The 25,530-nt window shown below is 63.1% G+C and carries 22 protein-coding genes; 12 read left to right on the plus strand and 10 right to left on the minus strand.

Annotation, left to right across the window (positions count from 1 at the left end):
- A complete protein-coding gene (locus NH396_RS01595; protein WP_253061114.1) occupies nucleotides 1-1,305 on the plus strand; it encodes a TRAP transporter large permease subunit in 1,305 nt (434 codons plus the stop codon).
- 382 nt (nucleotides 1,306-1,687) lie between these two features.
- On the opposite strand, the gene NH396_RS01600 is transcribed toward NH396_RS01595, so the two are convergent.
- The 3 genes from NH396_RS01600 to NH396_RS01610 form a co-directional block, all read right to left on the minus strand.
- Complete coding sequence (locus tag NH396_RS01600) at nucleotides 1,688-1,855, minus strand: hypothetical protein (protein ID WP_175088592.1); 168 nt, start codon at nucleotides 1,853-1,855, stop codon at nucleotides 1,688-1,690.
- Between the two features lie 237 nt (nucleotides 1,856-2,092).
- On the minus strand, nucleotides 2,093-3,670 hold the full coding sequence (locus NH396_RS01605) for a glycine betaine ABC transporter substrate-binding protein (RefSeq protein WP_253061116.1): 1,578 nt from the start codon (nucleotides 3,668-3,670) through the stop codon (nucleotides 2,093-2,095).
- Nucleotides 3,667-4,407, minus strand: coding sequence for an ATP-binding cassette domain-containing protein (locus NH396_RS01610; RefSeq protein ID WP_176677576.1), 741 nt, complete (start codon nucleotides 4,405-4,407; stop codon nucleotides 3,667-3,669). The genes NH396_RS01605 and NH396_RS01610 overlap by 4 nt, the downstream gene beginning before the upstream one ends.
- Before the next feature lie 501 nt (nucleotides 4,408-4,908).
- Between NH396_RS01610 and NH396_RS01615 the strand changes: the two genes are divergently transcribed.
- The 6 genes from NH396_RS01615 to NH396_RS01640 all read left to right on the plus strand — a co-directional run bounded on the left by NH396_RS01615 (nucleotide 4,909) and on the right by NH396_RS01640 (nucleotide 12,629).
- The gene (locus NH396_RS01615; protein WP_176677577.1) at nucleotides 4,909-6,078 is read left to right on the plus strand and encodes an isovaleryl-CoA dehydrogenase; all 1,170 of its coding nucleotides are present in this window, start codon (nucleotides 4,909-4,911) and stop codon (nucleotides 6,076-6,078) included.
- Between the two features lie 55 nt (nucleotides 6,079-6,133).
- Nucleotides 6,134-7,741: a carboxyl transferase domain-containing protein gene (locus NH396_RS01620; RefSeq protein WP_253061118.1), complete on the plus strand. Its 1,608-nt coding sequence runs from the start codon at nucleotides 6,134-6,136 to the stop codon at nucleotides 7,739-7,741.
- An 83-nt stretch (nucleotides 7,742-7,824) separates the two neighbouring features.
- Entirely contained in the window at nucleotides 7,825-8,664 is an 840-nt protein-coding gene (locus tag NH396_RS01625) for an enoyl-CoA hydratase-related protein (RefSeq protein WP_253061121.1), read from the plus strand.
- 166 nt (nucleotides 8,665-8,830) lie between these two features.
- Nucleotides 8,831-11,098, plus strand: coding sequence for an acetyl/propionyl/methylcrotonyl-CoA carboxylase subunit alpha (locus tag NH396_RS01630; protein ID WP_253061123.1), 2,268 nt, complete (start codon nucleotides 8,831-8,833; stop codon nucleotides 11,096-11,098).
- Nucleotides 11,099-11,103: 5 nt separating this feature from the next.
- Nucleotides 11,104-12,060 carry a hydroxymethylglutaryl-CoA lyase gene (locus NH396_RS01635; RefSeq protein ID WP_253061125.1) on the plus strand — a complete coding sequence of 319 codons (957 nt, stop codon included), beginning with the start codon at nucleotides 11,104-11,106 and terminating at the stop codon, nucleotides 12,058-12,060.
- A gap of 233 nt (nucleotides 12,061-12,293) precedes the next feature.
- The gene (locus NH396_RS01640; protein WP_253061127.1) at nucleotides 12,294-12,629 is read left to right on the plus strand and encodes a zinc ribbon domain-containing protein YjdM; all 336 of its coding nucleotides are present in this window, start codon (nucleotides 12,294-12,296) and stop codon (nucleotides 12,627-12,629) included.
- Nucleotides 12,630-12,803: 174 nt separating this feature from the next.
- Here NH396_RS01640 and NH396_RS01645 read toward each other — a convergent pair whose 3' ends face one another.
- Nucleotides 12,804-13,172, minus strand: a complete 369-nt coding sequence (locus tag NH396_RS01645; protein ID WP_253061129.1) for a hypothetical protein — start codon at nucleotides 13,170-13,172, stop codon at nucleotides 12,804-12,806.
- 481 nt (nucleotides 13,173-13,653) lie between these two features.
- Here NH396_RS01645 and NH396_RS01650 point away from each other — a divergent pair, with 481 nt between their 5' ends.
- A complete protein-coding gene (locus NH396_RS01650; protein WP_253061131.1) occupies nucleotides 13,654-14,475 on the plus strand; it encodes an SDR family oxidoreductase in 822 nt (273 codons plus the stop codon).
- Nucleotides 14,476-14,635: 160 nt separating this feature from the next.
- Here NH396_RS01650 and trxC read toward each other — a convergent pair whose 3' ends face one another.
- From trxC to NH396_RS01665, 3 genes are all read right to left on the minus strand, one after another.
- Nucleotides 14,636-15,073, minus strand: a complete 438-nt coding sequence (gene trxC, locus NH396_RS01655) for a thioredoxin TrxC (protein ID WP_043331344.1) — start codon at nucleotides 15,071-15,073, stop codon at nucleotides 14,636-14,638.
- Nucleotides 15,074-15,369: 296 nt separating this feature from the next.
- On the minus strand, nucleotides 15,370-16,437 hold the full coding sequence (locus tag NH396_RS01660) for a YeiH family protein (protein WP_253061133.1): 1,068 nt from the start codon (nucleotides 16,435-16,437) through the stop codon (nucleotides 15,370-15,372).
- Nucleotides 16,438-16,516: 79 nt separating this feature from the next.
- Entirely contained in the window at nucleotides 16,517-18,160 is a 1,644-nt protein-coding gene (locus tag NH396_RS01665) for a choline dehydrogenase (RefSeq protein ID WP_253061135.1), read from the minus strand.
- Between the two features lie 640 nt (nucleotides 18,161-18,800).
- Between NH396_RS01665 and NH396_RS01670 the strand changes: the two genes are divergently transcribed.
- From NH396_RS01670 to NH396_RS01685, 4 genes are all read left to right on the plus strand, one after another.
- A complete protein-coding gene (locus tag NH396_RS01670) occupies nucleotides 18,801-20,027 on the plus strand; it encodes a TRAP transporter substrate-binding protein DctP (protein ID WP_176677586.1) in 1,227 nt (408 codons plus the stop codon).
- Nucleotides 20,027-20,608, plus strand: a complete 582-nt coding sequence (locus NH396_RS01675; RefSeq protein ID WP_253061137.1) for a TRAP transporter small permease — start codon at nucleotides 20,027-20,029, stop codon at nucleotides 20,606-20,608. The genes NH396_RS01670 and NH396_RS01675 overlap by 1 nt, the downstream gene beginning before the upstream one ends.
- A gap of 10 nt (nucleotides 20,609-20,618) precedes the next feature.
- A complete protein-coding gene (locus tag NH396_RS01680; RefSeq protein ID WP_253061139.1) occupies nucleotides 20,619-21,896 on the plus strand; it encodes a TRAP transporter large permease in 1,278 nt (425 codons plus the stop codon).
- A gap of 171 nt (nucleotides 21,897-22,067) precedes the next feature.
- Nucleotides 22,068-22,826 (plus strand): IclR family transcriptional regulator, encoded by a 759-nt coding sequence (locus NH396_RS01685; protein WP_253061141.1) that lies wholly within the window; start codon nucleotides 22,068-22,070, stop codon nucleotides 22,824-22,826.
- A gap of 165 nt (nucleotides 22,827-22,991) precedes the next feature.
- Here the strand turns inward: NH396_RS01685 and NH396_RS01690 are convergent, their stop codons facing one another.
- The 3 genes from NH396_RS01690 to NH396_RS01700 are packed head-to-tail and all read right to left on the minus strand — an operon-like array spanning nucleotide 22,992 to nucleotide 25,432.
- The gene (locus NH396_RS01690; protein ID WP_176677590.1) at nucleotides 22,992-23,468 is read right to left on the minus strand and encodes a universal stress protein; all 477 of its coding nucleotides are present in this window, start codon (nucleotides 23,466-23,468) and stop codon (nucleotides 22,992-22,994) included.
- A gap of 45 nt (nucleotides 23,469-23,513) precedes the next feature.
- Nucleotides 23,514-24,857 (minus strand): TRAP transporter large permease, encoded by a 1,344-nt coding sequence (locus NH396_RS01695; RefSeq protein WP_253061143.1) that lies wholly within the window; start codon nucleotides 24,855-24,857, stop codon nucleotides 23,514-23,516.
- A complete protein-coding gene (locus NH396_RS01700; protein ID WP_253061145.1) occupies nucleotides 24,854-25,432 on the minus strand; it encodes a TRAP transporter small permease in 579 nt (192 codons plus the stop codon). Before NH396_RS01700 ends, NH396_RS01695 begins: the two co-directional genes overlap by 4 nt.
- Between the last annotated feature and the right edge of the window lie 98 nt (nucleotides 25,433-25,530).

Here is a 25,530-nt window from a genome sequence, read left to right on the forward strand (position 1 = left end):
ATGCTGACACTCATCCTCGTCACTCTACTGGCCCTCGCCTTGCTGCTCGGCAGCGGCGTGTGGGTCGCCTTCTCGCTGATCGGCACCGGCTGGATCGTGCTGACCTTCTTCTCCACCTTCGAGACCGGCCCGATCCTGGCCTCCGATTTCTGGGGTGCCAGCTATGGCTGGGACCTGACCGCCCTGCCGATGTTCGTGTGGATGGGCGAGATCCTGTTCCGCTCGGGACTGGCCGACAACATGTTCCGCGCCCTGGCGCCGTGGCTCAATCGCCTGCCCGGCCGTCTGCTGCACTCCAACATCATCGGCAGCGGTCTGTTCGCCGCCGTGTGCGGCTCCTCCGCCGCTACCTGCGCCACCGTCGGCAAGATGACACTGCCGGAGCTTGAGCGCCGCGGCTACGACAGCAATCTGGCCATCGGTACCCTCGCCAGTGCCTCGACCCTCGGCCTGCTGATTCCGCCGTCGATCATGATGATCGTCTATGGCGTGGTCACCGAGCAGTCCATCTCGCGTCTGTTCATCGCCGGTGTCCTGCCGGGCATGCTCCTGCTGGCCCTGTTCATGGGCTACCTGGCGATCTGGTCGAAGGTCGTCGGTGAGCCGCAGGGCCGCGCCGGCCATGACGAGCCACACATGGGCTTCATGGCCAAGCTGCGCAACAGCGCCCAGCTGATTCCGCTGCTGGCACTGATCGGCGGTATCCTCGGCAGCATCTACGGTGGCCTGGCGTCACCCACCGAAGCGGCCGCGGTCGGCGTGGTACTGTCGCTGATCATCGCGCGCCTCAACGGCCACATGACCGCCGCCACCTTCAAGGAATCGCTGTTCGCGGCGCTGCGCACCTCGTGCATGATCGCCTTCATCATCGCCGGTGCCTCCTTCCTGTCCTCCGCGATGAGCTTCACCCAGATTCCGATGCAGCTGGCCGAAGGCATCGCCACCCTGGGGCTGTCCCCGACCATGCTTCTGGTGGTGCTGACGCTGTTCCTGCTGGTTCTGGGCTGCTTCCTCGACGGCATCTCGCTGATCCTGCTGGTGACCTCCATCATCATGCCGGTCATCGAAGCCGCCGGTTTCGACCTGATCTGGTTCGGTATCTACCTGATCATCGTGGTCGAGATGTCGCAGATCACCCCGCCGGTCGGCTTCAACCTGTTCGTGATCCAGAGCCTGACCGGCAAGGACATCATCACCATCACCAAGGCGACGCTACCGTTCTTCCTGCTGATGATCTTCTCCATCGTGCTGATGCACGTCTTCCCGGAGATCGTGCTCTATCTTCCGCAGGCCATGAACAACTGATCAGGTGACACAATGCCATGGATGGCAGCTGGTAGCGCTTCCAGACTCGGGAACCGCAGCTGTCGGCACCTCTATCGGTCGCCCCTTGTCTCAGGGGCACCGAGCGTCACGGCAGACATACGGTGACGTGCTTGCAGGCCTCCCCACGGGGAGGTCTTTTTTATGCCGCCTGCCTGGCACCTGCCGCTCGCCGCACGCCGCTTACAGAGCACCGCGACTGAAAGCATCGAGACGCAAAGCACCGTCCTCGCACACAGCCCAGCCCCATACAGCTCAGCTCAGATCGGCACACGGACACGGACACGCACACGAAAAAGCCGCCCCTTCCTTGCCGTGAGGCAGAAAGGGGCGGCTTTTTCGTCAACCGACAGGCGAGGCTAGATCAGGACAGATGATCTGCCGGGGCGCTGGCCGGGGTGTCGATCATCGCGTGACCTTTGCCACCGCCACCATGCCCACCATGGCCGTGGCCATGATCGAACAGACCACAACCACTCAGGGCCAGAGTCGCCGCGACCAGTGCAATCGGAAACAGATTTTTGATACGCATGAATCTCTCCTTCAAAGGGGGGTAGAGGCTGCTGCAGGACCGAGCCGTACAAGATTGCCCGGCATTGTCTACAAACCCTGCCTGCAAGCGCTGTCAGAAAGCCCTTACTTTCCCCTTCACATTACGCTGATCGACGACCAACGTTAAACCTTCGCAGCAGCCTTCCTTTTTTACTGCACGCCTTGTACAGGAGTTGCGACATGATTGTCGTGTAATGTACTCCGCCGTTTTTCCAGCTCAGCGAGCCTTCAGCCCGCGCATATGGGCAGGTATCACCAGACGCTCGAACAGCTCGAACAACAGCTCGGCGCAGATGGCCAGCAATGCCGCGGGAATCGCCCCGTAAAGCACCAGATCATAGTCATTGAGCGAAAGCCCGGTGACGATCGGCTCACCCAGCCCCCCGGCGCCGATGAAGGCTGCCAGCGTCGCGGTACCGATGTTGATGATGGCGGCGGTCTTGATGCCGGTGAGCAGATTGGGCGTCGCCAGCGGCAGGATGACATGACGCAGCTGCTCACGACGCGTCAAGCCCATGCCACGTGCCACCTTGACCAGCAACGGGTCCACCGTCAGCAGCGCGGTGATCGCCGCACGGATGATCGGCAGCAAGGAGTAGACGAACAGCGCGATCACCGCCGGCACCACCCCGATGCCGAACAGCGGAATCATCAGTGCCAGCAGCGCGATGGAAGGGATGGTCTGCAGCAGGCCGGTGACGTAGAGCACCACCCGCGAGACCTTCGGATTGCGATAGACAAGCAAGGACAGCGGCAGTCCGACCAGACACGCCAGCAGCAGCGCGGACAGCGTCAACTGCAGGTGCTCGATCAGATTGGTGCCCAGCTTGTCCCACTTGGCACCGCTGACTTCCCGCTGCTCGGTGGTGATGCCCTGCTCCTGAATGAAGCGACTGGCGACCTGGGCGAAGCTCTGCTCATCGGTGGAAACGCGGGCGTTGAGCGCCTGCATGCTGTCTTCATCGAGGCTGCCCGCCAGCTGGTTGAGCGCCGCGACGGCATCTTCCGGCAAGGCGGCATTCACGAAGGGCACCGCCAGATATTCGGGGAAGTAGCCCTTGTCGTCCTCGAGCAGCACGAAGTCGAAGCGCTTGATGTCGCCCTCGGTGGAGTAGGCATCGGTGGCGTCGATCTTGCTCTCGCGCAGCGCCTGATAGGCGATGCCGTGCTCGATGCCACGCGGCACCTGGGAAAGGCCGTATTCCGCCGCCAGTCCCGGCCAGCCATCCGACCGCTTGATGAACTCATGCGACATCGCGATGGACAGCTCCGGGTGATCGGCCATATCGCCGATGGTACTGATGCCCAGCGACTCGGCCTGATCGCGGCGCATGCTGACGGCATAGGTATTATTGAAGCCCAGCGGCTCGAGCACGCGCAGGCCCTGCTCGCGACTCAGCTCATCGAGCGTCTCGAGCGGGGGTACGTCATCCAGCTTGAGAATGGCGTGGGCCAGGGTGCCGGTGTACTCGGGATAGACATCCAGCTCGCCTTCCGCCAGCCCCTGATAGGTGATGATGGTCTGGCCCAGCCCCAGACGGCGCTCGACCGTAAAGCCGGCGTCCTCCAGCACCTGTGCGAATATCTCGCCCAGCAGATGGCCTTCGCGGTCAGCCTTGGAGCCGACCACGATCGGCTTGTCCTCGGGCCATGCCGCGGCTTGCTCTTCCGCGCTGGCAAGCGGGCTGCTCACCAGCGCCCCAAGACTGGCAAGCGCCAGGCCGGCGACCATCAGCGCACCAGACAGCCCGCGGCGCGAGCATTGCAGGACGGGAGTCGTCATCAGCGTCTTCATGCGCGTGCCTCCAGCAGTCGGGCCACGCGCTCATCCGCTGGCGCCGTGGTGATGGTGTCGGGACTGGCGGCCTGCAGCACCACGCCGGGCGCCATCACCACCATGTGATCAGCCAGGCTCAGCGCCTCGTTCATGTCGTGGGTGACCATCACCACGCTGCGCGGCTCCTCCTGCTGCATGCGCTGGAACTGGGCATGCACCTCGATGCGCGTGATCGGGTCGACGGCCGAGAAGGCCTCATCGAGCAGCAGCAACGGTGGCTCCAGCATCATGGCGCGACACAGCCCGACGCGCTGGGCCTGACCGCCGGAAATCTCGTGGGGATAGCGGGTCAGCAGCGCCATGTCGAGATCCATCATCTGGAACAGACGCGCGATGCGTGACTTGACGCGCTCGTCGCTCCAGCCTTCGCGGTCAGCGAGAATGGCGACGTTGTCGCGCACGCTGAGATGGGGAAAGAGGCCGATCTGCTGGACGGCATAGCCGATGCGGCGACGCATGGCTGGCAGGTTGGCGTAATCGACGGCGGCGCCGAATACCTTCACCTCACCTTCATCCGGGCGGATCAGGCCGTTGATCAGCTGCAGCAGGGTCGATTTGCCACACCCGCTGGCACCGACCAGGGCGGTGATGCGATCACGCGGTAGTTCAAGATCAATGCCTTCAAACAGGCGCTGACCGGCAAAGCCCTTGTGCAGGCCGCTGAAGCGGACTGCCGGGGCGGTGTCATCACTCATCGAGTAGGTCCTTCTAGGCAGGTGAGCATGAGTCTTGAATGGCGGAAAGCGCTGGCGAGTCGGCGCACTTGCACACCAAAGAGTGCCGGTGACACCAGGCAGGTGACGGGAATGCTCCCCACTGACGCCCTCACGGCTTCCTCAATCAACAGTGACTACAGCGTCTCAGCTTATCAAGTCACCCCGGCGATGCCGGAACAATTTCGTTTCTGAACTGACTTTCTCTCCCTGACGTCATTCAACTGCGCTACTCGACCTGGCGCTCCCCCTCGAGTCCCCTTCAGGCCCCCTGTTACAGGTCCTGCGACCTTGGTCAAAGCGCTGCATAATGACCTTTACGTTAACGTCAACTTTGACCTAGAGTAATCCCATCACACGCCAAGGCGGCCCATGGCGGGCGGACTTGATAAGCCGGTCGCGACAGACCGTTTGCCATCAGGTCATCACAGCCCCTGGTGGACCTTGCTCATCGCGCTTCACCGATCTACAGGATGCCAGATCATGCACAGCCTCTATTCACCGCTGGATTTCGGACTCGACGAGACACACACCCTGCTGCGTGAGCAGGTCAACGCCTTTGCCCGCGACGAGATCGCCCCGCGCGCCGCCGAGATCGATGCCAGCAATGCCTTCCCCGATGACCTGTGGCAGAAATTCGGCGACATGGGCCTGCTCGGCATCACCGTGCCCGACGAGGACGGCGGCAGCGGCATGGGCTATCTGGCGCACTGCATCGCGATGGAGGAGATCTCGCGTGCCAGCGCCTCGGTGGCACTCTCCTACGGCGCGCATTCCAACCTGTGCGTGAATCAGATCAAGCTCAACGGCACCGCCGAGCAGAAGACACGCTACCTGCCGAAGCTGATGAGCGGCGAGCATGTCGGCGCGCTGGCGATGTCCGAACCCGGCGCCGGCTCTGACGTGGTCTCGATGCAGCTCAAGGCCGAACTGCGCGGCGATCACTACGTGCTCAACGGCAACAAGATGTGGATCACCAACGGCCCCGATGCCCACACCCTGGTGGTCTATGCGAAGACCGACCCGGACGCCGGCTCGAAGGGCATCACCGCCTTCATCATCGAGCGTGACTTCCCCGGTTTCTCCACCGCCCAGAAGCTCGACAAGCTCGGCATGCGCGGCTCCAACACCTGCGAGCTGGTCTTCCAGGATTGCCAGGTGCCGGTGGAGAACGTGCTGGGTGAGGTCAATCGTGGCGTCAAGGTCCTGATGAGCGGCCTGGACTACGAGCGCACCGTACTGGCCGCCGGCCCCATCGGCATCATGCAGGCGTGCATGGATATCGTGGTGCCCTACCTGCACGAGCGTCGTCAGTTCGGCCAGGCCATCGGTGAATTCCAGCTGGTGCAGGGCAAGGTCGCCGACATGTACACCACACTCAATGCCTGTCGCGCCTATCTTTATGCGGTCGCCAATGCCTGTGATCGCGGCCAGACCTCACGCAAGGACGCCGCGGGCGTCATTCTCTACTGCGCCGAGAAGGCCACCCAGATGGCACTGGATGCCATCCAGCTGCTCGGCGGCAACGGCTACATCAACGAGTACGCCACCGGGCGTCTGTTGCGTGATGCCAAGCTCTACGAGATCGGCGCCGGCACCAGCGAGATTCGCCGCATGCTGATCGGGCGTGAACTGTTCAACGAGAGCGCCTGATACCTCTCGTCATCCCCTACTCTTTTCGTACCCCTTCGCCGCTGGAGCTTGCCCGATGGCCATACTGACCTCCCTGATCAATCCGCGCAGTGACCAGTTCCGCGCCAATGAAGCGGCGATGCAGGCCGAGGTCGATCGCCTGCACCAGCTGCTGGAGACCGTCGCGGCCGGTGGCGGTGACAAGGCGCGCGAGCGTCACGAGTCGCGCGGCAAGCTGTTCGTGCGCGAACGCATCGACCACCTGATCGATGAAGGCTCGCCCTTCCTCGAACTTTCTGCGCTGGCGGCCCACGACGTCTACGACAGTCCCGTCCCCGGCGCGGGCCTGGTCACCGGCATCGGCCGCGTCAGCGGTGTGGAGTGCGTCATCGTCGCCAACGACGCCACCGTCAAGGGCGGCACCTACTTCCCGATGACGGCCAAGAAGCATCTGCGCGCCCAGGAAATCGCCCGCAAGCATCGCCTGCCCTGCCTCTACCTGGTCGATTCCGGCGGCGCGCATCTGCCCCACCAGGACGAGGTCTTCCCGGACCGCGACCACTTCGGCCGCATCTTCTACAACCAGGCCACGCTGTCCGCCGAGGGTATCCCGCAGATCGCCGTGGTGATGGGGTCATGCACCGCAGGCGGCGCCTACGTGCCGGCGATGGCGGACGAATCCATCATCGTGCGCGAGCAAGGCACCATCTTCCTGGCAGGGCCACCGCTGGTGAAGGCCGCCACCGGTGAGGACATCAGCGCCGAGGCGCTGGGCGGCGCCGAGGTGCACTGCAAGATCAGTGGCGTGGCCGATCATCTGGCCGACAACGACGCCCATGCCCTGCAACTGGCTCGCCGCGCCGTGTCGCGTCTCAACTGGCGACGCAAGGGCCAGCTCGCGCTGCGTGAATCGCGTCCGCCACGCCTGGACCCGCAGGAGCTCTACGGCATCGTCGGCACCGACCTCAAGAAACCCTACGACGTGCGCGAGGTGATCGGCCGCCTGGTGGATGACTCGGACTTCGACGAGTTCAAGCGCGAGTACGGCGAGACGCTGGTCACCGGCTTCGCGCATCTGCATGGCCATCCGGTCGGCATTCTCGCCAACAATGGCGTGCTGTTCTCGGAAAGCGCCCTCAAGGGCGCGCACTTCATCGAGCTGTGCACCCAGCGCCGGATTCCGCTGATCTTTCTGCAGAACATCACCGGCTTCATGGTCGGCTCGCGCTACGAGCACGAAGGCATCGCCAAGCACGGCGCCAAGCTGGTGGCGGCGGTGGCCTGCGCCAGGGTGCCCAAGTTCACGGTACTGATCGGCGGCAGTTTCGGCGCGGGCAACTACGGCATGTGCGGGCGCGCCTATGATCCCAATCTGCTGTTCATGTGGCCCAACTCACGTATCTCGGTGATGGGCGGCGAGCAGGCTGCCAACGTGCTGGCACAGGTCAAGCGCGACCAGCATGCCCGCGAGGGGCGCGAGTGGCCCGCCGAGGAAGAGGAGGCCTTCAAGGCGCCGGTACGCGAGCAATATGAGCGTCAGGGCCATCCGACCTACGCCAGTGCGCGCCTGTGGGATGACGGCGTGATCGACCCGCTGCAGACCCGCGACATCCTGGGGCTGTCACTGGCCGCGGCCATGAATGCCGAGATCGAGGACAGTCGCTTCGGTGTGCTTCGCATGTAACCAGGCAAACACCGTGGCAATCCTTGTAGCCCGCACTGAATGCCATCAGTCATCTTGAAGCTAACAGAATGGAAGAAAGTGCGATGACAGAGCCTCGCCAATCAAGTCGCCTCGAGATAGATCAACACGGCGTCGCCCGCCTCACTCTGCTGCGCCCCGAGGTGCACAACGCCTTCGATGATCTGCTGATCGCAGAGCTGAACCAGCACCTGGAGAGCCTGCACGCCAGGGCGAGCCGCGACGAGGTGCGTGTGGTGGTACTGGCCTCCGAGGGCAAGAGCTTCTCGGCCGGCGCCGACCTCAAGTGGATGCAGCGCATGGTCGAGTATTCGCTGGAGGATAACCTCGCCGACTCACGCGAGCTTGCGCGACTGATGCAGCTGCTCGATGGGCTGCCATGCCCCAGCGTGTGTCGTGTCCAGGGCGCCACCTTCGGCGGGGCCGTCGGTCTGGCGGCCTGCTGCGACATCGTGATTGCCGCCGAGCGTGCGCGCTTCTGTCTTTCCGAAGTGCGCATCGGCCTGGCGCCGGCGGCCATCAGCCCGTACGTGCAGCGCGCCATCGGCTCACGCCAGATGCGCCGTTATGCCCTCAGCGCCGAGGTGATCGACAGTGCCACCGCGCAGCGCATCGGCCTGGTCCACGAGACCTGCCCCGATGAGCTGCTGGAGGCGCGCGTCACGGAGATGGTGCAGACCTTGCTGGCCACCTCGCCTGCCGCCAGTCGCGCCACCAAGGCGCTGCTCAGCGAGGTGGCTCAGGCACCTGACAGTGCCGCGACCCGTGAACGCTGCTGCGAGGTGATCAGCCAGCTGCGCGTCAGCGAGCAGGGCCAGGCCGGACTGGCAGCCTTCTTCGCCGGCACGCCGGCGCCCTGGGTGCCGACCGAGAACCAAACAACCGAGACACCGAAATCCTCGTGATCACCAGAGGCCTGAAGCCGCTGACGGCATGTCGACGCTCTCGGCACTGGTCATCACTCTTGGTCATCAATCTCAGACATTCACCTCGGCCATGCCTGCCGGATTTTTTCATAAGAGCTTTTCTCTTCCTGATTTCCCTAGCCACCTTCGCCACAGGACGCTTGCCATGAACGCCAACCGCGAGACAGACCAGACCTTCCCCGCCGGTTGCGGCGAGATCCGCAAGCTGCTGGTCGCCAACCGAGGTGAGATCGCCGTACGCGTGATGCGCACCGCTCGCGCCATGGGCATCCAGACAGTGGCGGTCTACTCCGATGCCGACGCCGATGCCCTGCATGTGCGCGAGGCCGACGAGGCAGTGCGCCTTGGCCCCGCCAGCGCCCGCGAAAGCTATCTGGATATCGACAAGGTGATCGCTGCCGCGCGCAAAAGCGGTGCCGATGCCGTGCATCCCGGCTATGGCTTCCTGTCCGAGAACGCCGCCTTCGTCAGCGCGCTGGCCGAGGCCGGGATCATCTTCGTCGGCCCGCCCCAGAGCGCGATCGCCGACATGGGTGACAAGTCCGCCGCCAAGATGCGCATGCAGGCGGCCAACGTGCCGCTGGTGCCCGGCTACCACGGCGATGACCAGCAGGATGCGCTGCTGCAGGCCGAAGCGGACCGCATGGGCTATCCGGTACTGATCAAGGCGTGTGCCGGCGGCGGCGGCAAGGGCATGCGCGTGGTCGAGAGCGCGCAGGAATTCGCGGCGGCGCTGGCCAGCTGTCGGCGTGAGTCCCGCGCCGCCTTCGGCGATGAGCGCATGCTGATCGAGAAATACCTGACCCGGCCGCGCCACGTCGAAGTCCAGGTGTTCTGCGACAGCTACGGCAGCGGTGTCTATCTGTTCGAACGCGATTGCAGTGTCCAGCGCCGTCATCAGAAGGTGCTGGAAGAAGCCCCCGCGCCGGGACTGACGCCGTCGCTGCGCCGTGAGATGGGCGAGGCCGCCGTGCGGGCAGCGCGCGAGATCGGCTATGTCGGTGCCGGCACCATCGAGTTTCTGCTCGACGCGCCGCAGCCGGGCAGCGAAAGCCACGGCGCCTTCTACTTCATGGAGATGAACACCCGCCTGCAGGTCGAGCACCCGGTCACCGAGATGATCACCGGCGAAGACCTCGTCGAATGGCAACTTCGCATCGCGCGGGGTGAACGCCTGCCGCGCCAGCAGGATGAGCTGACGTTGACCGGCCACAGCTTCGAGGCGCGGCTCTACGCCGAAGACCCGGACAACGACTTCCTGCCCGCCACCGGTGTGCTGGAACGCTTCCGGCTGGATCTGGCAGGGGGCGGACTGACCGCCCGGCAGGTACGTCTGGACAGCGGCGTCGCCGAGGGCGATGAAGTCTCGATGCATTACGACCCGATGCTGGCCAAGCTGATCAGCTACGGGCCGACTCGCGAACAGGCGCTCGAGATACTGCTGCGCGCGCTGGCAGCGCTGGAAGTGCGTGGCGTCACCACCAACCGCGCCTTCCTGTCCCGCCTGGCGGGCCATCCTGACTTCCGCGCCGCCGAGCTGGATACCCGCTTCATCGAGCGCCATCACGACAGCCTGTTCCCCAGCGCGACGCTGGATCATGGCAGCCTCGCGGCCAGTGCCTTGCTGGCGCTCTCGCGCCTGAATGAGCAAGCCAATCACGCATCACCAGCGAGTCGCACATCACATTCACGCCAGCCCTGTGCCAGCCCGTGGGAGCGCCGCGATGGCTGGCGCAATGGCCTGCCAAACCAGGTGCGCCTGGCGCTGTGTCTGCCCGCTGACGCCGATACCGATGAGCGCAGCGACAAGGTGGCGCATATCATCGCGCGCCGCCCCGTAGCGCATGCCTCCATGGCGAATACGCACACGGCGGGTACCTCATCCGGGAGTGATTCGCACGGCGACTGGCAAATTGAAGTGACCACTCACTGCGGCGAAGATAGACAGACCACACACCATCTCGGTCGGCTCACTCGCCTTGAAGGCAACGCCATCGCCGTGACGCTGGATGGCCATCGTCGTCGCTTCCAGGCAAGCCACGCGCCGGCGCGCGGCGGTGAAGTGCTGGTGCTGTCGTCAGCGCAGCACAGCCAGTCCGGCAGCACTCCACAGGGGGAATCACGCCTGCTGTGGCGGCGTGCCGATGCCGTGGACCACGCGCGCCACGAGACCCAGGCAACCCTGAATGCGCCGATGAATGGCACCGTGGTCGCGCAGCTGGTCGCGCCGGGCAGCCATGTCCCGCGGGGCACGCCCCTGATGGTGATGGAGGCGATGAAGATGGAGCACACCCTCAACGCCCCCGCCGATGGCGAGGTCGCCCAGTTCCACTTCTCGGCCGGTGACAGCGTGATCCAGGGCGATGTGCTGCTCGAATTCACGGCCGCGCAGGTCGAGTCGGACAAGGAGTAGTCAGCATGCACTTTCCCCGCAAGGTACGCATCGTCGAGGTGGGGGCACGCGACGGACTGCAGAACGAGTCGGTGCCCGTCGCGACTGCCACCAAGCTTGAGTTGATCCGGCGCCTGAGCGACAGCGGTCTTGCGCATGTCGAGGCCGCCAGCTTCGTCTCGCCCAGGTGGGTGCCGCAGATGGCTGATCACCGCGAGATCATGCTGGCGCTGCGCGACAGTTCCGCCAAGTCAACAACCATCGAGTCAACAACCACCAAGTCAACAACCACCAGGTCAGCGACCACTTACTCCGCTCTCACACCCAACATGAAGGGCCTTGAGGCGGCGCTTGAGTGTGGTGTGCGCGAGGTGGCCGTGTTCGGCTCGGCCAGCGAGTCCTTCTCGCAGCGCAACATCAACTGCTCGATCGCCGAGTCGCTTGCGCGCTTTGCGCCGGTGATGGAACACGCCCTCAAGGCCGGTGTGCGTGTGCGCGGCTATGTGTCCTGCGTGCTCGGCTGCCCCTATGAAGGCGAAATAGCCCCCGCCGAGGTGGCCGCCGTCGCTCGCGAGCTCAAGGCCATGGGCTGCTACGAGGTCTCGCTTGGCGACACCATCGGCGTCGGCACGCCGCTCAAGGCCAAGCACATGCTGGAGCAGGTCAGTCGCGAGGTGCCGATCACGCAGCTCGCCGCCCACTTCCACGACACCTACGGCCAGGCGCTCGCCAACCTCTACGCCGTGCTGGAAGAAGGCATCGCGGTGATCGACAGTTCGGTGGCGGGCCTGGGCGGCTGCCCCTACGCCAAGGGCGCCTCGGGCAATGTCGCCAGTGAAGACGTGCTCTATCTGCTTGAGGGCATGGGCATCGAGACGGGGGTGGATCTGGCAGCGCTGGCCCGCACCGGTGACTGGATCAGCCGTGAGCTTGGGCGGCCGAATGGTTCACGCGTCGGCCAGGCGCTGATGGCCAGTGACTGATGACCAAGGCTGAGGGCGATTGGATCGAGGCACTGCCAAGCGAGGGCGCAATGGCGCGCGCTGATTGCGACCAAGGGCCGCACTGGATGGTCGCTGTCATGGAATCGGTGTAGGCTTGCTGCCGTTCGCGCACCGCTTGAGCCCGATGCGCGCCTTCCAACACCATGTCTCTGCCTGAATCTTCGCCTGCCTTCTGAGCAGGTGAAGCACGAGACAGCTTTCAGGACACCGTGATGAGCTCCCTCCCGAACTGCCCGGCCTGCAATTCCGAATTCACCTACGACGACGGCATGCAGTACGTCTGCCCTGAATGTGCCCATGAGTGGTCCAAGGAAGCCGCCGTCGAGGAAGCCGGCCCGGTATTCCGCGATGCCAACGGCAACGAGCTGGTCGATGGCGACACCGTCACCGTCATCAAGGACCTGAAGATCAAGGGCACCTCCTCCGTCGTCAAGGTCGGCACCAAGGTCAAGAACATCCGCCTGGTGGATGGCGATCACGACATCGACTGCAAGATCGATGGCGTCGGCCCGATGAAGCTGAAGTCAATCTTCGTCAAAAAAGCCTGATTGGCCTGCTGCCTGACACGACGATGCCCCGCCTGCGCTCTGTGCGCGACGGGGCATCGTCGTTTGCGGACTGCCGTTTTCGGACTATCGTTTCCAGCCCGTCATTTCCGGCTTGCCGAGGCACCTTGTTCAGCCCGCTTCAGCCCGCTCTAACCCACCTCAGCAAGTGCTCACTCACCCCTCAGGCGACGTCTTGTCGAGCGGCGTGACCTTGGACAGGCGTATGCGGCGCTGACCGCCGACCTCGAATTCAAAGCGGCCACTCACTTGGACCTCGCGCCCGATATAGGCTCCGATGCGCTCCGGTGGCAGCAGTTCCAGGCGCTGCTGGCCTTCGCCTTCCAGCCAGTAGCGGTTGGGCACGTCTTCGCTGCGCACCCTGCCCTGCACGGCCACCTGCTCGCCCTGCCAGGCCTCGGAGTGTTCCAGCAGCGTCGCCACGCTGGTAGGGCGCGGGCCATTGACGCCATCGCATCCCGCCCCGGCCATCAGCATCACCGCCACGGCTACCATCGCCAGCCAGTGTTGCATCCCCTTGTTCATCTTCATTCCTCGCGCGACTGATACTTCATCGGGGGCTACCCGCTCGCTCATTCACTCGCTTGCGGCTTGAGGGGAGTCGGGCAACGGCCCGGCAGTCGAGTTCCTCGCCCCTCGCGTCGAATGGCGATATCTCGTGGCCACCCAGACGCACCTGACGCCTGACATGGACTCATGCACAGTCTGACAGCTGCCACGCGAGGCGATAACTCCCTGACCAATAGAATCAGCCATCAGGATCAGTCCTCAACGCAGGCCGTGAGGCGCCGCACCACCCGCCAGCCCCATCACGACTCTGAGGCCTGTCATGCTTAGGCATGGTCGCCGTCCGCGGTGTCTGCAGCACCGCCCTTGTCACGCGCGCCCGCCGCACCTATATCATTGCCCGCAGGGGCACACCGCGCCATCGACGAGACGTGAATGACGCGCTTCGTCACATCGCCCTGCACACAACGCCCTGCCGGCACCTCATCAGGAGAATCACATGAAGACAGCCAAGGTGGCCTATATCACCGGCGGTGCTCAAGGCATCGGCCGCGGCATCAGCGACTATCTGCTCGCCCACGGCTGGCGCGTGGCCGTGGCGGATATCGATGCCGAGGCAGGCCAGCAATATCGGGAGATGAAGAAGCGACAGGCGAGCGGGCTCGCAGAGGAGCCTGCAACGCCGTCGGGGGAGCAGCCCGCAGAGAACATCGGCGAGCGCCTGCGTGTGTTCACACTCGATGTGCGTGACGAGAAATCCGTGGCCGCCAGCATCGCGGCTACCTGCGAGGCCTTCGGGCGGCTGGATGCGGTGATCAACAATGCCGCGATCGCTGATCCCTTCCAGGGCAAGCTTGAGGAGTTGTCACTCGAGCGCTGGCATCAGGTGCTGGATACCAGCCTGACCAGCAGCTTCCTGACCGCCAAGCATGCGGCGCGTCATCTGCGCGAGACTGGCGGCAGCATCGTCAATCTGGCCTCCAGCCGCGCCCTGCAGTCCGAGCCGCACAGCGAAGCCTACGCCGCCAGCAAGGGCGGCATCGTCGCCCTCACCCACGCCATGGCGATGAGCCTGGGGCCGGAGATTCGCGTCAATGCCATCAGCCCGGGCTGGATCGATGTAAGCCGCCTGCAGAAAAGCGGCGAGGCCGAATCACTGAGTGACCAAGACCACGCCCAGCATCCCGTCGGGCGCGTCGGCCATGTCGATGACATCGCTGCACTGGTGGCCTTCCTGATCTCGGACAAGGCCGGCTTCATCACCGGCCAGAATCATGTCGTCGATGGCGGCATGACGCGCAAGATGGTTTACGCCGACTGACAGAACAAGGCCGACTGAGACGATAAGGCCGACTGATACGATAAGGCCGACTGAGACAACAACGCCTGACGCGATTGCACGTCAGGCGTTGTCAGTGCTTGATCTGCGTCCGGTTTTCCCTGAACGCTCAACTGCGGATTTGTCTCGCGCAGGCCGAGGGTCACACTGCGTGCGGGGCCAGCCACTGCTTGAGCTGACCGGCCTGCATCACGCCGGATTCGCGCGCCAGCTCCTTGCCCTGCTTCATCACCAGCAGCGTCGGAATGCTGCGGATGCCGAAACGACCGGCCAGCGCCTGCTGGGCTTCGGTGTCGATCTTGGCGAAACGCACACGGGTGCCCATCTGCGCCGCGACTTCATTGAAGATCGGCCCCATCATCTTGCACGGACCACACCAGCTGGCCCAAAAGTCGATGACCACCGGCATTTCACTGCGCACCACCAGAGCCTCGAAGTTGTCGCTGGTCAGTTCCAGCGGCTCCTTGGGCAGCACGGCGGCGCTGCACTTGCCGCAGCTGGGGTTGTCATCCAGACGCGCGGTGGCCACACGATTGAGAGCGAGACATTGCGGACAGGCCAGCACGAGGGATTCAGACATGATCGGACTCCAGAGAAAGGGGGATGCGGTACGCCATGTGGCGGTCAACCGTCAGACGCGAACCGATAAGCGCAGATCATACGACTCATGGGCCAGGAAGCAATTGAGCCACCTTATCGCCCTGATTGGCTGGCTGCATGAGCCCGCCTGATCTGAACGAACTGAGCGAATTGAACGCCCGCCTAACCTGAACGACCGCCTACCCTCAACCTGAAGGGCCCCGCCAGTCACGGCGGGGCCCTTCAGGTTGAACACACCCAGTTGAACACACCCAGTTGAACACACCCAAGAGTCGGTCAGATGCTGGCCAGCCCGAACTTGATGCACAGTGTCACCAGCACCAGCAGGAAAAGCGTTTCCACCACCATCAGGATCACCGGCTTCCAACCGACCACCGCCAGCTTCTGGAACGACGTCTTGACGCCCAGCGCGGCAATCGCCGCCACCAGACACCAGCGCGACAGGTCGGTGAAGCCTTCCACGGCGACGCTCGGCACCCAGCCGAGGCTGTTGATCAGCACCAGTGCCACGAAGGCGATCAGGAAGGTGGGGAACATCGGCACCTTGCCGCCCTCATCGCCATTGGCCTGGCGCGCACTGCGGAACAGCAGCATGAAGACCATCACCGCCGGCACCAGCATCGCCACCCGCAGCAACTTGACGAAGGTCGAGACGTCCCCGGTGTGCTCGGAAATGATGTAGCCCGCCCCCACCACCTGCGCCACATCGTGGATGGTGCCGCCGAGGAAGATGCCGGCCTCGGCATCATCCAGCCCCAGCAGTCTGACGATCAGCGGATAGGTGATCATCGCCACGGTCGAGAGTGTGGTCACCCCGACCACGGTCATGATGGTGTGGCGCTCACTGGTGGCGTTGCGCGGCATCACCGCCGACAGTGCCAGTGCCGCCGAGGCGCCACAGATCGCTACCGAGCCACCGGTCAAGAGCCCCATGTCGCGGTCCAGCCCCATCACGCGGGCCAGCAGCGCGCCGAACAGGATGGTTGCCACCACCCCGATCACCACCGTGATCACCGGGCCGAGGCCGAGACTCGCGACCTGCTCCAGGGTGATGCGCACCCCCAGCAGGGCCACGCCGAGGCGCAGCACCGTCTTGGAGGCGAACTCGATGCCCGCCTTGCATGGGCCCTCCTCGGAGAGAAAGTGCAACGACATGCCGAACAGCAGCGCATAGAGCAGCGTCGGGCCGCCGTAATGATCGGCGATGAAGGTGGTCGCCAGCGCGATGATGATGCAGATCAACAGGCCCGGCATGATGGTGCGCACACGCCCTTCCAGGGTCCGCCACAAGCTGGTGGGCGGGGTAGGTGTGTCGTGCAGTGATGAACTGTTGTCAGTGGCCACGCGAATTCCTCAAGCAAACCGGCAAGCGATGACGGGCAAGATGCTCCGCCGCGATGTGTCGTTCAGGCACGAAGGCCTGTCAGCTGGCCTGAGCCATGTCCACTCGGGCGGCCTTGATCATGTCGGCGGCCTTCTCGGCGATCATGATGGTCGGCGCATTGGTATTGCCCGACACGATCACCGGCATGATCGAGGCATCCACCACACGCAAGCCCTGAAGACCGTGGACACGCAGTTCGTCATCCACCACCGCCAGCGCATCGTGGCCCATCTTGCAGGTGCCCGCGGGGTGATAGATGGTCTGGCTGAACTGGCGCGCGGCCTCGAGCAGCTCCTCATCACTCTGATATTGCACGCCCGGCACATACTCCTCGCTGATCACCGAGGCCAGCGGCTCTGCCTGGGCGATGCGTCGCGCCACCTTGATGGCATCGACCACCACGCGGCGGTCTTCCTCGGCGCTGAGATAGTTGGGCTGGATGGAGGGATAGGCTCTGGCGTCGGCGCTGGTGATGCGCACCTGGCCGCGGCTGTGCGGACGCAGCTGACACACCGAGGACGTGAAGGCCGAGAACGGATGCACGCCATCGGCGGGCTTGTCGGCACTCAGCGGCTGCATGTGGAACTGGATATCCGGACGCGTCAGCCCCTCGCGGGATTGGGTGAAGGCACACACCTGACTGGCCGCCAGCGTCAGCGGGCCGGTACGCGTGAAGATGTACTGGGTACCGACCGCCAGCTTCTTGAGCGGATGACGCACTTCATCATTGAGAGTGCGGCACTGGGTCTTGAACACCAGGCGTACCTGCAGGTGATCCTGGAGGTTTTCGCCGACGCCCGGCAAGGCGTGCAGGCATTCGACGCCGACACTGGCCAGATGCTCGGGCTCACCGATACCGGAGCATTGCAGAATCTGCGGGCTGCCGATGGCGCCGCTGGACAGCAGCACCTCGCGCTCGGCGCGCGCCGTGTGGATCGTGCCCTTCACCTCGTATTCCACTCCCACTGCGCGCTTGCCTTCCAGCAACACACGGCGACAGTGCGCATGCTTGACCAGTGTCAGATTGCTGCGTGTGAGCGCCGGACGCAGGAAGGCCTTGGCCGTACTGCAACGCAGGCCCTTGTATGTCGTCTGCTGGAAATAGCCGACCCCTTCCTGGCGCTCACCATTGACGTCCTTGTTGAGCGGAATCCCCGCCTCCACCGCCGCCTCGATGAAGCGTTCGGCAATCTCACGCTTGAGGCGCAGGTCAGAGACATGCAGCGGCCCATCGGTACCGTGCCACTGGTTGGCACCCCGCGACTGACATTCCGACTTGCGGAAATACGGCAGCACCGATTTGAAGTCCCAGCCCTTGTTGCCTGCCGCCGCCCAGTCGTCGTAGTCCTCATGCTGGCCGCGGATATACAACAGGCCGTTGAGTGAACTGGACCCGCCCAGCACCTTGCCGCGCGGCCACTGCAGGCGACGGCCATTGATCCCCTCGTCAGGATCGGTGAGATAGCACCAGTCGGTCGCCGGATTGTGCATCGTCTTGAAATAGCCCACCGGCACATGGATCCACGGATTCCAGTCCGAGCCACCGGCTTCCAGCAGCAACACCTTGATGGAAGGGTCTTCGCTTAGACGATTGGCTAGCACGCAACCGGCTGAACCCGCACCGATCACGATGTAGTCATAGGCGGCTGATGCATCTGCATTGGCGTAACGTGTTGTTTTCATTATTTTATATACCATATCGAGACATATTGTCTCATAATCATGGTATCAAAATTTGAATTCGTCAAATACGAAACGTATTGTCTCAATATCTTTGCCAAAGCTGAAAAAGTGCCCTACATTGAGATTTGAAACGCCGGTAACGGTACTTTTCGTCTCGTTATACGACCAACTATGTAAGACGAACTAGCGAGAACGACACAGACCGCCATCAATGGCAGTCTCCAGAGAGGCCAGAAGCAGGGCTCATGGGCTCTGGAGACGTGCTTGAGGAGAGCTTGAAAAGGGCTTGAGGATAATTTGAAGAGACTTTGAAGTGGCTTTGAAGAAATAGCGGATATGTCTGACAAGCGCTCCAGCGCTCTCTGAAGAGACACGCTCTGAACAGGCACTGCGAAAACGCCTGACAAATAAAGACGGGCAAATAAAGACGGGCAAATCAGGACAGCAAATAAGGACGGATAAACAAGCATTTGGCTAAAGAAGTGATCAGCCGACTGCTTGCCAGACACGCAACGGAACAAAGAATCGCACCGCAAGAACCACAACAACGCCAGTATAGGGCCGGGGAAGACGACATCTCAGCCCAGCCGACAGACCAGTATCCCAACACAAAAGCAAACACAATACCGGGAGCACTACCATGCCATCGCCACTCAGCAAACTGTCACGCCGTGACTTCCTCGACATTTCGGGTCGCTTCGGCCTGACCTCGACCCTGCTCGCCGCCACCGGCCTCGGCGCAGGTCTCACCGCGTCCACGCTGGCGCGCGCCGCCGACCAGGAGCAGCAGCGCCGCTACAAGACAGCGCCCAAGTTCCAGCTACGATTCGGTGCCTCGGGCTTCAATGAGCGCAACCTCGACATCCAGAAATCCGGTCAGCTGTTCTTCGCACGTGATCTCGAGGAGCGCACCAACGGCGCGATTCGCGTCGAATTCATGGGCAGCAACGAGGTCTGCAACCAGCTGGACTGCGTCGGCAAGACCCAACAGGGCATCGTCGACATCTACTCGGCCTCCACCCAGAACTCCTCGGGCAGCGCGCCGTATCTGAACGTGCTCGATTTCGCCTATCTGTTCCCCACCGTCGCCTCGATGTTCCACTTCTTCTATCACAAGAAGAGTGAGCAGCTGCTGCGTGAACCGCTGCGCCAACGCCACAACCTGCAGTTCCTGTTCACCCACTGTGACCTGCGCGGCATCATGCTCGGCCTCAAGTGGCAGGACAAACCGCTGGTCACCAGCATCGATGACCTCAAGGGCACCAAGAACCGGGTCACCGGCACCCAGATGGGGCGTATCGCGATGGAGCAGCTGGGCCTGAACCCGGTGCCGGTCGCCTGGGAAGAAACCCTCGATGGCCTGCGCCAGGGCCTGCTGGATGGCGCCGAGACCTGGATGAGCGCCGTGGCCTACGCCGGCATGGCACCGGTGGTGTCCCAGGCGGTCGACCTGCGCTTCTTCGCCGGCACCGAGCACACCGGCATGAGCCTGCCCAAGTTCGACAGCCTCGGCTCTGAGCTGCAGGACCAGGTGATGGAATCCGCCTACTGTGCGCAGATCTTCACCCAGGGCATGAACGAGGCCGGCCGCTTCGAGATCGTCGGCGCCACCGAGCACCCTGCCGCCGGTACCGTCTTCGCCGAGAACAATGTGCGCGTGGCACCGCTGTCTGACGCCGAACGCTCACGCGCCGAACAGATGTGCTCGCCGGAATTCAATCCCGAGCCGTGGGAACAGTGGCGTGAACGCCTCAACAAGTGGTCCGGCGGTCTCGACATCTATCAGGAAATCCACACCATCGCGCGCGAGATTCCACGTGATGTCGCCGCCGTCAACGTCAAGCCGCAGCGCTGGTGGAGGGGGTAATGGGCGATACCACCATCTTCAGCCAATCGACGAAGCAACCTGCCATCAAGAAGGCCGCGCCCTGGGCGCGTCCCTTCCTGTGGCTGGATGCCCATCTGGAACAGGTCGTGATTCTGATCGCCTATTCCGGCATGGCCGGCATCATCTTCGTCGAAGTCATCCGCCGCTTCTTCTTCGGCCTGCAGGCGCCGTGGAGCACCAGCATTCCGGTGCTGCTGTTCCTGTGGCTGACCTGGTTCGGCGCCTCGCTCAACGTCAAGAAACGCACTCACCTGAGCCTCAACGAGATCCGCATGAAGCTGCCGCGCGGCGGCCAGTTCGCCTGCCTGATTCTGGACGCCGTGCTGTGGATCGGCTTCGGCATGATGGTGATCTACTTCACCACCACCCAGGTGACGCTGGCCTACGACAACTACGCCATCGTACCGGGCACCGACAACGTCATGCAGTGGTGGTTCTACCTCGCCACGCCGCTGGCATGGGTGATGATCATCTACCGCGTACTGCAGAACCTCTACGCTGACTGGTCACATTATCGCCGCGGTGAATCCTTCAACCTGCAACCGTCCATCATGGACTGAGGAGATCAGCATGACTGACGGTACCTGGATATTTCTGATCACGGCGGGCGTGACCAGCTTCTTCCTGCTTGGTGTGCCCATCTTCCTGGTCATCGGCCTGTGGGTGGTCGGCACCAGTCTGGTGATCGACTTCACGCTGGCCAATGTCGGCGTCACCCTCTTCCAGGGGCTGAGCTTCTTCGGCCTGCTCGCGTTGCCGCTGTTCATCCTCACGGGGGACCTGATCAACGCGGCGGGCATCGCCAAGCGACTCTCCGACTTCGCCTACTCGACGCTGAGCTGGATGCGCGGCGGGATGGGCATGTCGACCCTCGGCGCCTGTGGGCTGTTCGCGGCGATTTCCGGCTCCAACGCCGGTACCACCGCCACCATCGGTTCGATCATGCAGCCCGAGATGGTCAAGAACGGTTACGACGAGCGCTTCGCCGCTGCCACGGCGGCCTCCGGCGGCACCGTGGGCATCATCATTCCGCCCAGCATCATCTTCATCGTCTACGGCTTCATGATGAACCTGTCGATCAGTGACCTGTTCATCGCCGGCATGGTGCCGGGCGCCCTGATGGTGGTCGCGATGATGGGGGCCTGCTATCTGGTGGCACGCAAGAATGGCTGGGGCCAGCTGCAGCCCTTCAAGGCCGGTGTCAGCGCCAGACTGGCGCGCAAGGCCTATCTGGGCTTCGCGACCATCGGCGTGGTGGTCTACGGCATCTACTCGGGCAAGTTCTCGCCGACCGAAGCCGCCGCCATCACCGTAGGCTTCACCATGATCGCGGGGCTGTTGATCACTCGCGAGATCAGCCTCAAGAAGCTGCCGACCATCATGCTGCGCTCGGGTCAGATCGCCGGCATGCTGGCACCGCTGATCGCCATCTCGGTGGTCATGCAGCAGCTGCTGTCGGTGCTGGGTGCCGGTCAGGCACTGAGCGAGATGCTCAGCGGCATCGACAACTACTACCTGACGCTGGGCACCTGCATGCTGATCATCCTGCTGGCGGGCATGATCCTGGAGAGTCTGCCGGTGACGATCATCCTGGCGCCGATTCTCGCGCCCATCGCCCAGCAGGCTGGGGTCGACCCGATCCACTTCTCGGTCATCTTCCTGGTCGGTGCCGCCATCGGCTTCGTCACGCCACCCTTCGGGCTCAACCTGTACGTGGCCAGCAGCATCACCGGCATCTCCTACGTCAGACTGGTGAAATACGTGATTCCCTATTTCATCGCGTTGATCGCCTGCTGGCTGGCCATCTGCCTGGTGCCTTCCCTTTCCCTGTTCCTGGTAAACCTGTAACACTAGCCTCATCGACAGCCCCGCGAGGGGCTGTCTTCGTCTCATCACGCAAGCCATCAGTAGATGTCGGCCTGCGTGATGAATCGATGCACTGACGCCTTGCCACCCTGCCCCTGTCGGCCGCGCTGATCGCCCACGACATGCCCCCGACAGTCAGGATGAGGACACTAGATGAGCAAAGACATCACGACGAATTCGACCCTCTTTCGGGCCCTGAGCCTGCTGGAAGACATCGTCACCACCCAGCATGCCGTCAGCGCCGCCGACCTCGAGAAGCGTTTCGACATTCCCAAGCCGACCATCCACCGCCTGCTCAAGCAGCTGGAAGAACAGCAGCTGATCAGTCGTGATCTGGATGGCCGTCACCTGCTGCCCGGCCCGCGCTTTCGCCGCATGTCGCTGGGGGCACTGGCCAATGAAGGCCTCAAGGTGCCGCGCCGCGTCCTGCTGGAACGGCTGGCCAGGGAAGTCGGCGAAACCTGCAACCTGACGCTGCTCGATGGCCACGAGGTGATGTATTACGACCGCGTGGAAACCAACTGGCCGGTGCGCATCCAGCTGGCCCCCGGCTCACGCCTGCCGCTGCACTGCACCGCGAGTGGCAAGCTGTTTCTGGCGCTGATGCCACTGCATCGCCGCCGCGCCCTGCTCGCCCATCTGGCACTCGAGGCACACACGCCCTGCACCCTGACCTCTCGGGCCACGCTGGAGGAGGCGCTCGACACCGTGGCGCGCAATCAGCTGAGCACCGATGATGAGGAGTTCATCCAGGGCATGGTCGCCATCGCGGTGCCGGTCTTCGATGAGGTCGGCCAGATCCAGGCGACACTGGCGATCCACGCACCGCGCCTGCGCCACTCCATCGACTCCCTGTTGGAGTGGGCGCCGCTGATGCGCCAGGTCGCCACCGAGCTGGAAGGCACGCTGTGACTCAGGCACCTCAGTGACGCTGAGAAGGGAACATGCCCCGAGCACAAGAGGGAGCATGTTCAAAGCGAAAGATGGAGCATGATCAGAAAAAAGCTCGCCCCACAGACCGTCACTGTCTGTAGGGGCGAGCTTTTTCACGTGCCGCCCTGATGTGCCTCCCTCGGCTCAGGGCGTCGGCACCACCACCACCGGAATGCTGGCGCGCTTGATCACCCCCTTGGTGACCTTGCCCGCATAGGAGGCCACGAAACCGCGCTTGTTGGTGGCCATGATGATCATGTCGCAGTCATGGCGCGTGGCGTAGCGGATGATCTCCGAGGCCGGATAGCCCTCCACCACATTCAGCCCGGCGATCACCGGGCGCGGATCGCCGTCGTCATGGGTGCTCCAGAAGTCCTCCAGCATCTTTTCCAGATTTTCCTGCGCCTGATCGAGCCGCTGCTGCATCAGGCCCTCCAGCGTCGGCTTGTGGCGGATGTTGACCTTGAGGGTGTTCATCACGTCATCCGAGAGTGACTTGACGGCGTGCAGCACGTGCAGCTCGGCGCCCGTCGCCCCCGCCAACCACACCGAGCGCGCCAGTACCCGCTCACAATCTCCGCGCAGACCTACACAACACAGAATTCGTTTGACTGCCGGCATCATCCTTCTCCTCGTTCATTGCAGGGCTAGCGTACGGATGGCGCTTCAGTACCCCATCACCCTGGGTAACCACAGCGAGATTTCAGGCACATAGGCGATCAGGAAGATGGCCGCCACCGAGCCCGCCGCGAACGGCAATGCCTTCAGGGAAATCTCTTCGATGGAGGCGCCGCCTATCCCCGAAGCCACGAAGAGGTTCTCCCCCAATGGCGGCGTCTGGAAGCCGATGGCCAGCGCGCAGACCACCACGATGCCGACGTGCACCGGGTCCATCCCCAGCATGTACATGATCGGCAGCAGCACCGGGGTGAGAATCATGATCGCGGCCAGCGTCTCCATGAACATGCCGACGAACAGCAGAAAGAAGATGATCATCGCCCAGATGAGATAGAGGTTGTCGGTCATCGCCAGCATGCCCTCGGCGATATGGGCCGGCACGCGTTGCTCGACCAGCAGCCGCCCGAATACCGTCGCCGTGAACAGGATCAGCAGCACGCGACCGGTGATCCAGGTGGTGGTTTCCAGGGTGCGCAGCGTCGGCTTCCACTTGAGTTCCTTGTGCAGGAAGATGCCGACGATCAGGGTATAGACGATGGCGACGATGGCAGATTCGGTCGGCGTGAACAGACCGCTGTAGATGCCGCCCAGAATGATGAAGGGCGCCAGCATCGACCAGATGCCCTTCTTCAAGGTGGCGCGAATATGCGTCCACGACCAGCTGTTGGTCAGCCCGCGATAGCCGCGTTTCTTCGAGATCACGTAGTTGATCGTCAGCAGGAAACCGGCGATCACCACACCCGGCATGACGCCGGCGATGAACAGCTTCGGGATCGAAAGCGTCTGGAAATCACCATGCATGGCCACCGCTTCGGGCGGCGGCTGCAGGCCCATGCCGGAAATCCCGAAGATCACCATCGGGATCGACGGCGGAATCACCACCCCCAATCCACCGGATGAGGCCGTGATCGCCGAGGCGTAGCCACGGTCATAGCCGCGCTTGGCCATCGCCGGAATCATCAGCATGCCGACCGCCGCCGTGGTGGCAGGCCCTGAGCCGGAAATCGCGCCGAAAAACATGCAGGCAAATACCGTGGCGGCGGCCAGTCCGCCCGTCACCGGCCCGGCGAAGGCCTCGGCGATATCGACAAGACGCCGCGAGATGCCGGCGGCCTCCATCAGCGCCCCGGCCAGAATGAAGGCCGGCAAGGCCATCAGCGGGAAGGAGCCCACCGAGGTAAAGGCGATCTGCACGAACGCCATCGGGTTTTCATCGATGCTCAGATAGGTCGCCAGCGCCGCGACACCCAGCGAGACGGTGATCGGTGCGCCAAGCACCAGCAGCAGGAAGAAGACGCCAAACAGGATGTAGATGATGGTGGAATCGATCATGACTTGCCGCCCTCCTGTCCTTCACTGCCCTGTCTTTCACTGACCTGGCCATCATCACCCTGCTTCAATTCCTCCATTGCCTGGGATTCCGGGTCCACGATGTCTTCCTTGCGCACGAACTTGAGATAATTGGTCTGGATGATGCGCACCGTCATGGCGGTAAAGGCCAGCGGCAGAATCAGATAGAAGTACTTCATCGGCACACCCAATGTCTGTGACTTCCAGAACAGATTCATCTTGTTGAACACGAAGTCGTAGCTGTAATAGATGAACACCGCATTGAAGGCGATCCAGATGATATCGGTCATCACGCCGCAGACGGTTTCCACCCATCGCGGCAGGAATCGAAACTGGAAGGTCACACGGTTATGCGCCGACATGCGTGTGGCGTAGACGGCGCCCAGATAGGCAAACCACACGAAGGCATAGGTCGCCAACTCGTCTCCCCAGGGAATCGAGTAGCTGAAAAGGTTACGCAGCATGATCTGCGTGAAGAGAATGATGACGAACACCACCAGCAGGAACTGGCAGAGATAGTTCTCGAGATTATCCAGAATCTTCAACAATACCCGCATGGATACAGATCCCCCGACATCGCCAGCGATGACCACTTGACGCCACGCCTCCCCTGCCAGCGATCACATGTCGACGACATGCTCTTGGCATGCTCATG

This window comes from Cobetia sp. Dlab-2-AX, assembly GCF_024124625.1.
Taxonomy (GTDB): Bacteria; Pseudomonadota; Gammaproteobacteria; order Pseudomonadales; family Halomonadaceae; genus Cobetia.

What these genes read in the sequence shown, in the direction of transcription:
- NH396_RS01600 (WP_175088592.1), bottom strand. Translation starts at nt 1,855, where the DNA reads ATGCGTATCAAAAATCTGTTTCCGATTGCACTGGTCGCGGCGACTCTG.
- trxC (WP_043331344.1), bottom strand. Translation starts at nt 15,073, where the DNA reads ATGTCTGAATCCCTCGTGCTGGCCTGTCCGCAATGTCTCGCTCTCAAT.
- NH396_RS01640 (WP_253061127.1), top strand. Translation starts at nt 12,294, where the DNA reads ATGAGCTCCCTCCCGAACTGCCCGGCCTGCAATTCCGAATTCACCTAC.
- NH396_RS01680 (WP_253061139.1), top strand. Translation starts at nt 20,619, where the DNA reads ATGACTGACGGTACCTGGATATTTCTGATCACGGCGGGCGTGACCAGC.
- NH396_RS01635 (WP_253061125.1), top strand. Translation starts at nt 11,104, where the DNA reads ATGCACTTTCCCCGCAAGGTACGCATCGTCGAGGTGGGGGCACGCGAC.
- NH396_RS01630 (WP_253061123.1), top strand. Translation starts at nt 8,831, where the DNA reads ATGAACGCCAACCGCGAGACAGACCAGACCTTCCCCGCCGGTTGCGGC.
- NH396_RS01625 (WP_253061121.1), top strand. Translation starts at nt 7,825, where the DNA reads ATGACAGAGCCTCGCCAATCAAGTCGCCTCGAGATAGATCAACACGGC.
- NH396_RS01645 (WP_253061129.1), bottom strand. Translation starts at nt 13,172, where the DNA reads ATGAACAAGGGGATGCAACACTGGCTGGCGATGGTAGCCGTGGCGGTG.
- NH396_RS01610 (WP_176677576.1), bottom strand. Translation starts at nt 4,407, where the DNA reads ATGAGTGATGACACCGCCCCGGCAGTCCGCTTCAGCGGCCTGCACAAG.
- NH396_RS01615 (WP_176677577.1), top strand. Translation starts at nt 4,909, where the DNA reads ATGCACAGCCTCTATTCACCGCTGGATTTCGGACTCGACGAGACACAC.
- NH396_RS01605 (WP_253061116.1), bottom strand. Translation starts at nt 3,670, where the DNA reads ATGAAGACGCTGATGACGACTCCCGTCCTGCAATGCTCGCGCCGCGGG.
- NH396_RS01650 (WP_253061131.1), top strand. Translation starts at nt 13,654, where the DNA reads ATGAAGACAGCCAAGGTGGCCTATATCACCGGCGGTGCTCAAGGCATC.
- NH396_RS01675 (WP_253061137.1), top strand. Translation starts at nt 20,027, where the DNA reads ATGGGCGATACCACCATCTTCAGCCAATCGACGAAGCAACCTGCCATC.
- NH396_RS01595 (WP_253061114.1), top strand. Translation starts at nt 1, where the DNA reads ATGCTGACACTCATCCTCGTCACTCTACTGGCCCTCGCCTTGCTGCTC.
- NH396_RS01695 (WP_253061143.1), bottom strand. Translation starts at nt 24,857, where the DNA reads ATGATCGATTCCACCATCATCTACATCCTGTTTGGCGTCTTCTTCCTG.
- NH396_RS01670 (WP_176677586.1), top strand. Translation starts at nt 18,801, where the DNA reads ATGCCATCGCCACTCAGCAAACTGTCACGCCGTGACTTCCTCGACATT.
- NH396_RS01665 (WP_253061135.1), bottom strand. Translation starts at nt 18,160, where the DNA reads ATGAAAACAACACGTTACGCCAATGCAGATGCATCAGCCGCCTATGAC.
- NH396_RS01690 (WP_176677590.1), bottom strand. Translation starts at nt 23,468, where the DNA reads ATGCCGGCAGTCAAACGAATTCTGTGTTGTGTAGGTCTGCGCGGAGAT.
- NH396_RS01685 (WP_253061141.1), top strand. Translation starts at nt 22,068, where the DNA reads ATGAGCAAAGACATCACGACGAATTCGACCCTCTTTCGGGCCCTGAGC.
- NH396_RS01620 (WP_253061118.1), top strand. Translation starts at nt 6,134, where the DNA reads ATGGCCATACTGACCTCCCTGATCAATCCGCGCAGTGACCAGTTCCGC.
- NH396_RS01700 (WP_253061145.1), bottom strand. Translation starts at nt 25,432, where the DNA reads ATGCGGGTATTGTTGAAGATTCTGGATAATCTCGAGAACTATCTCTGC.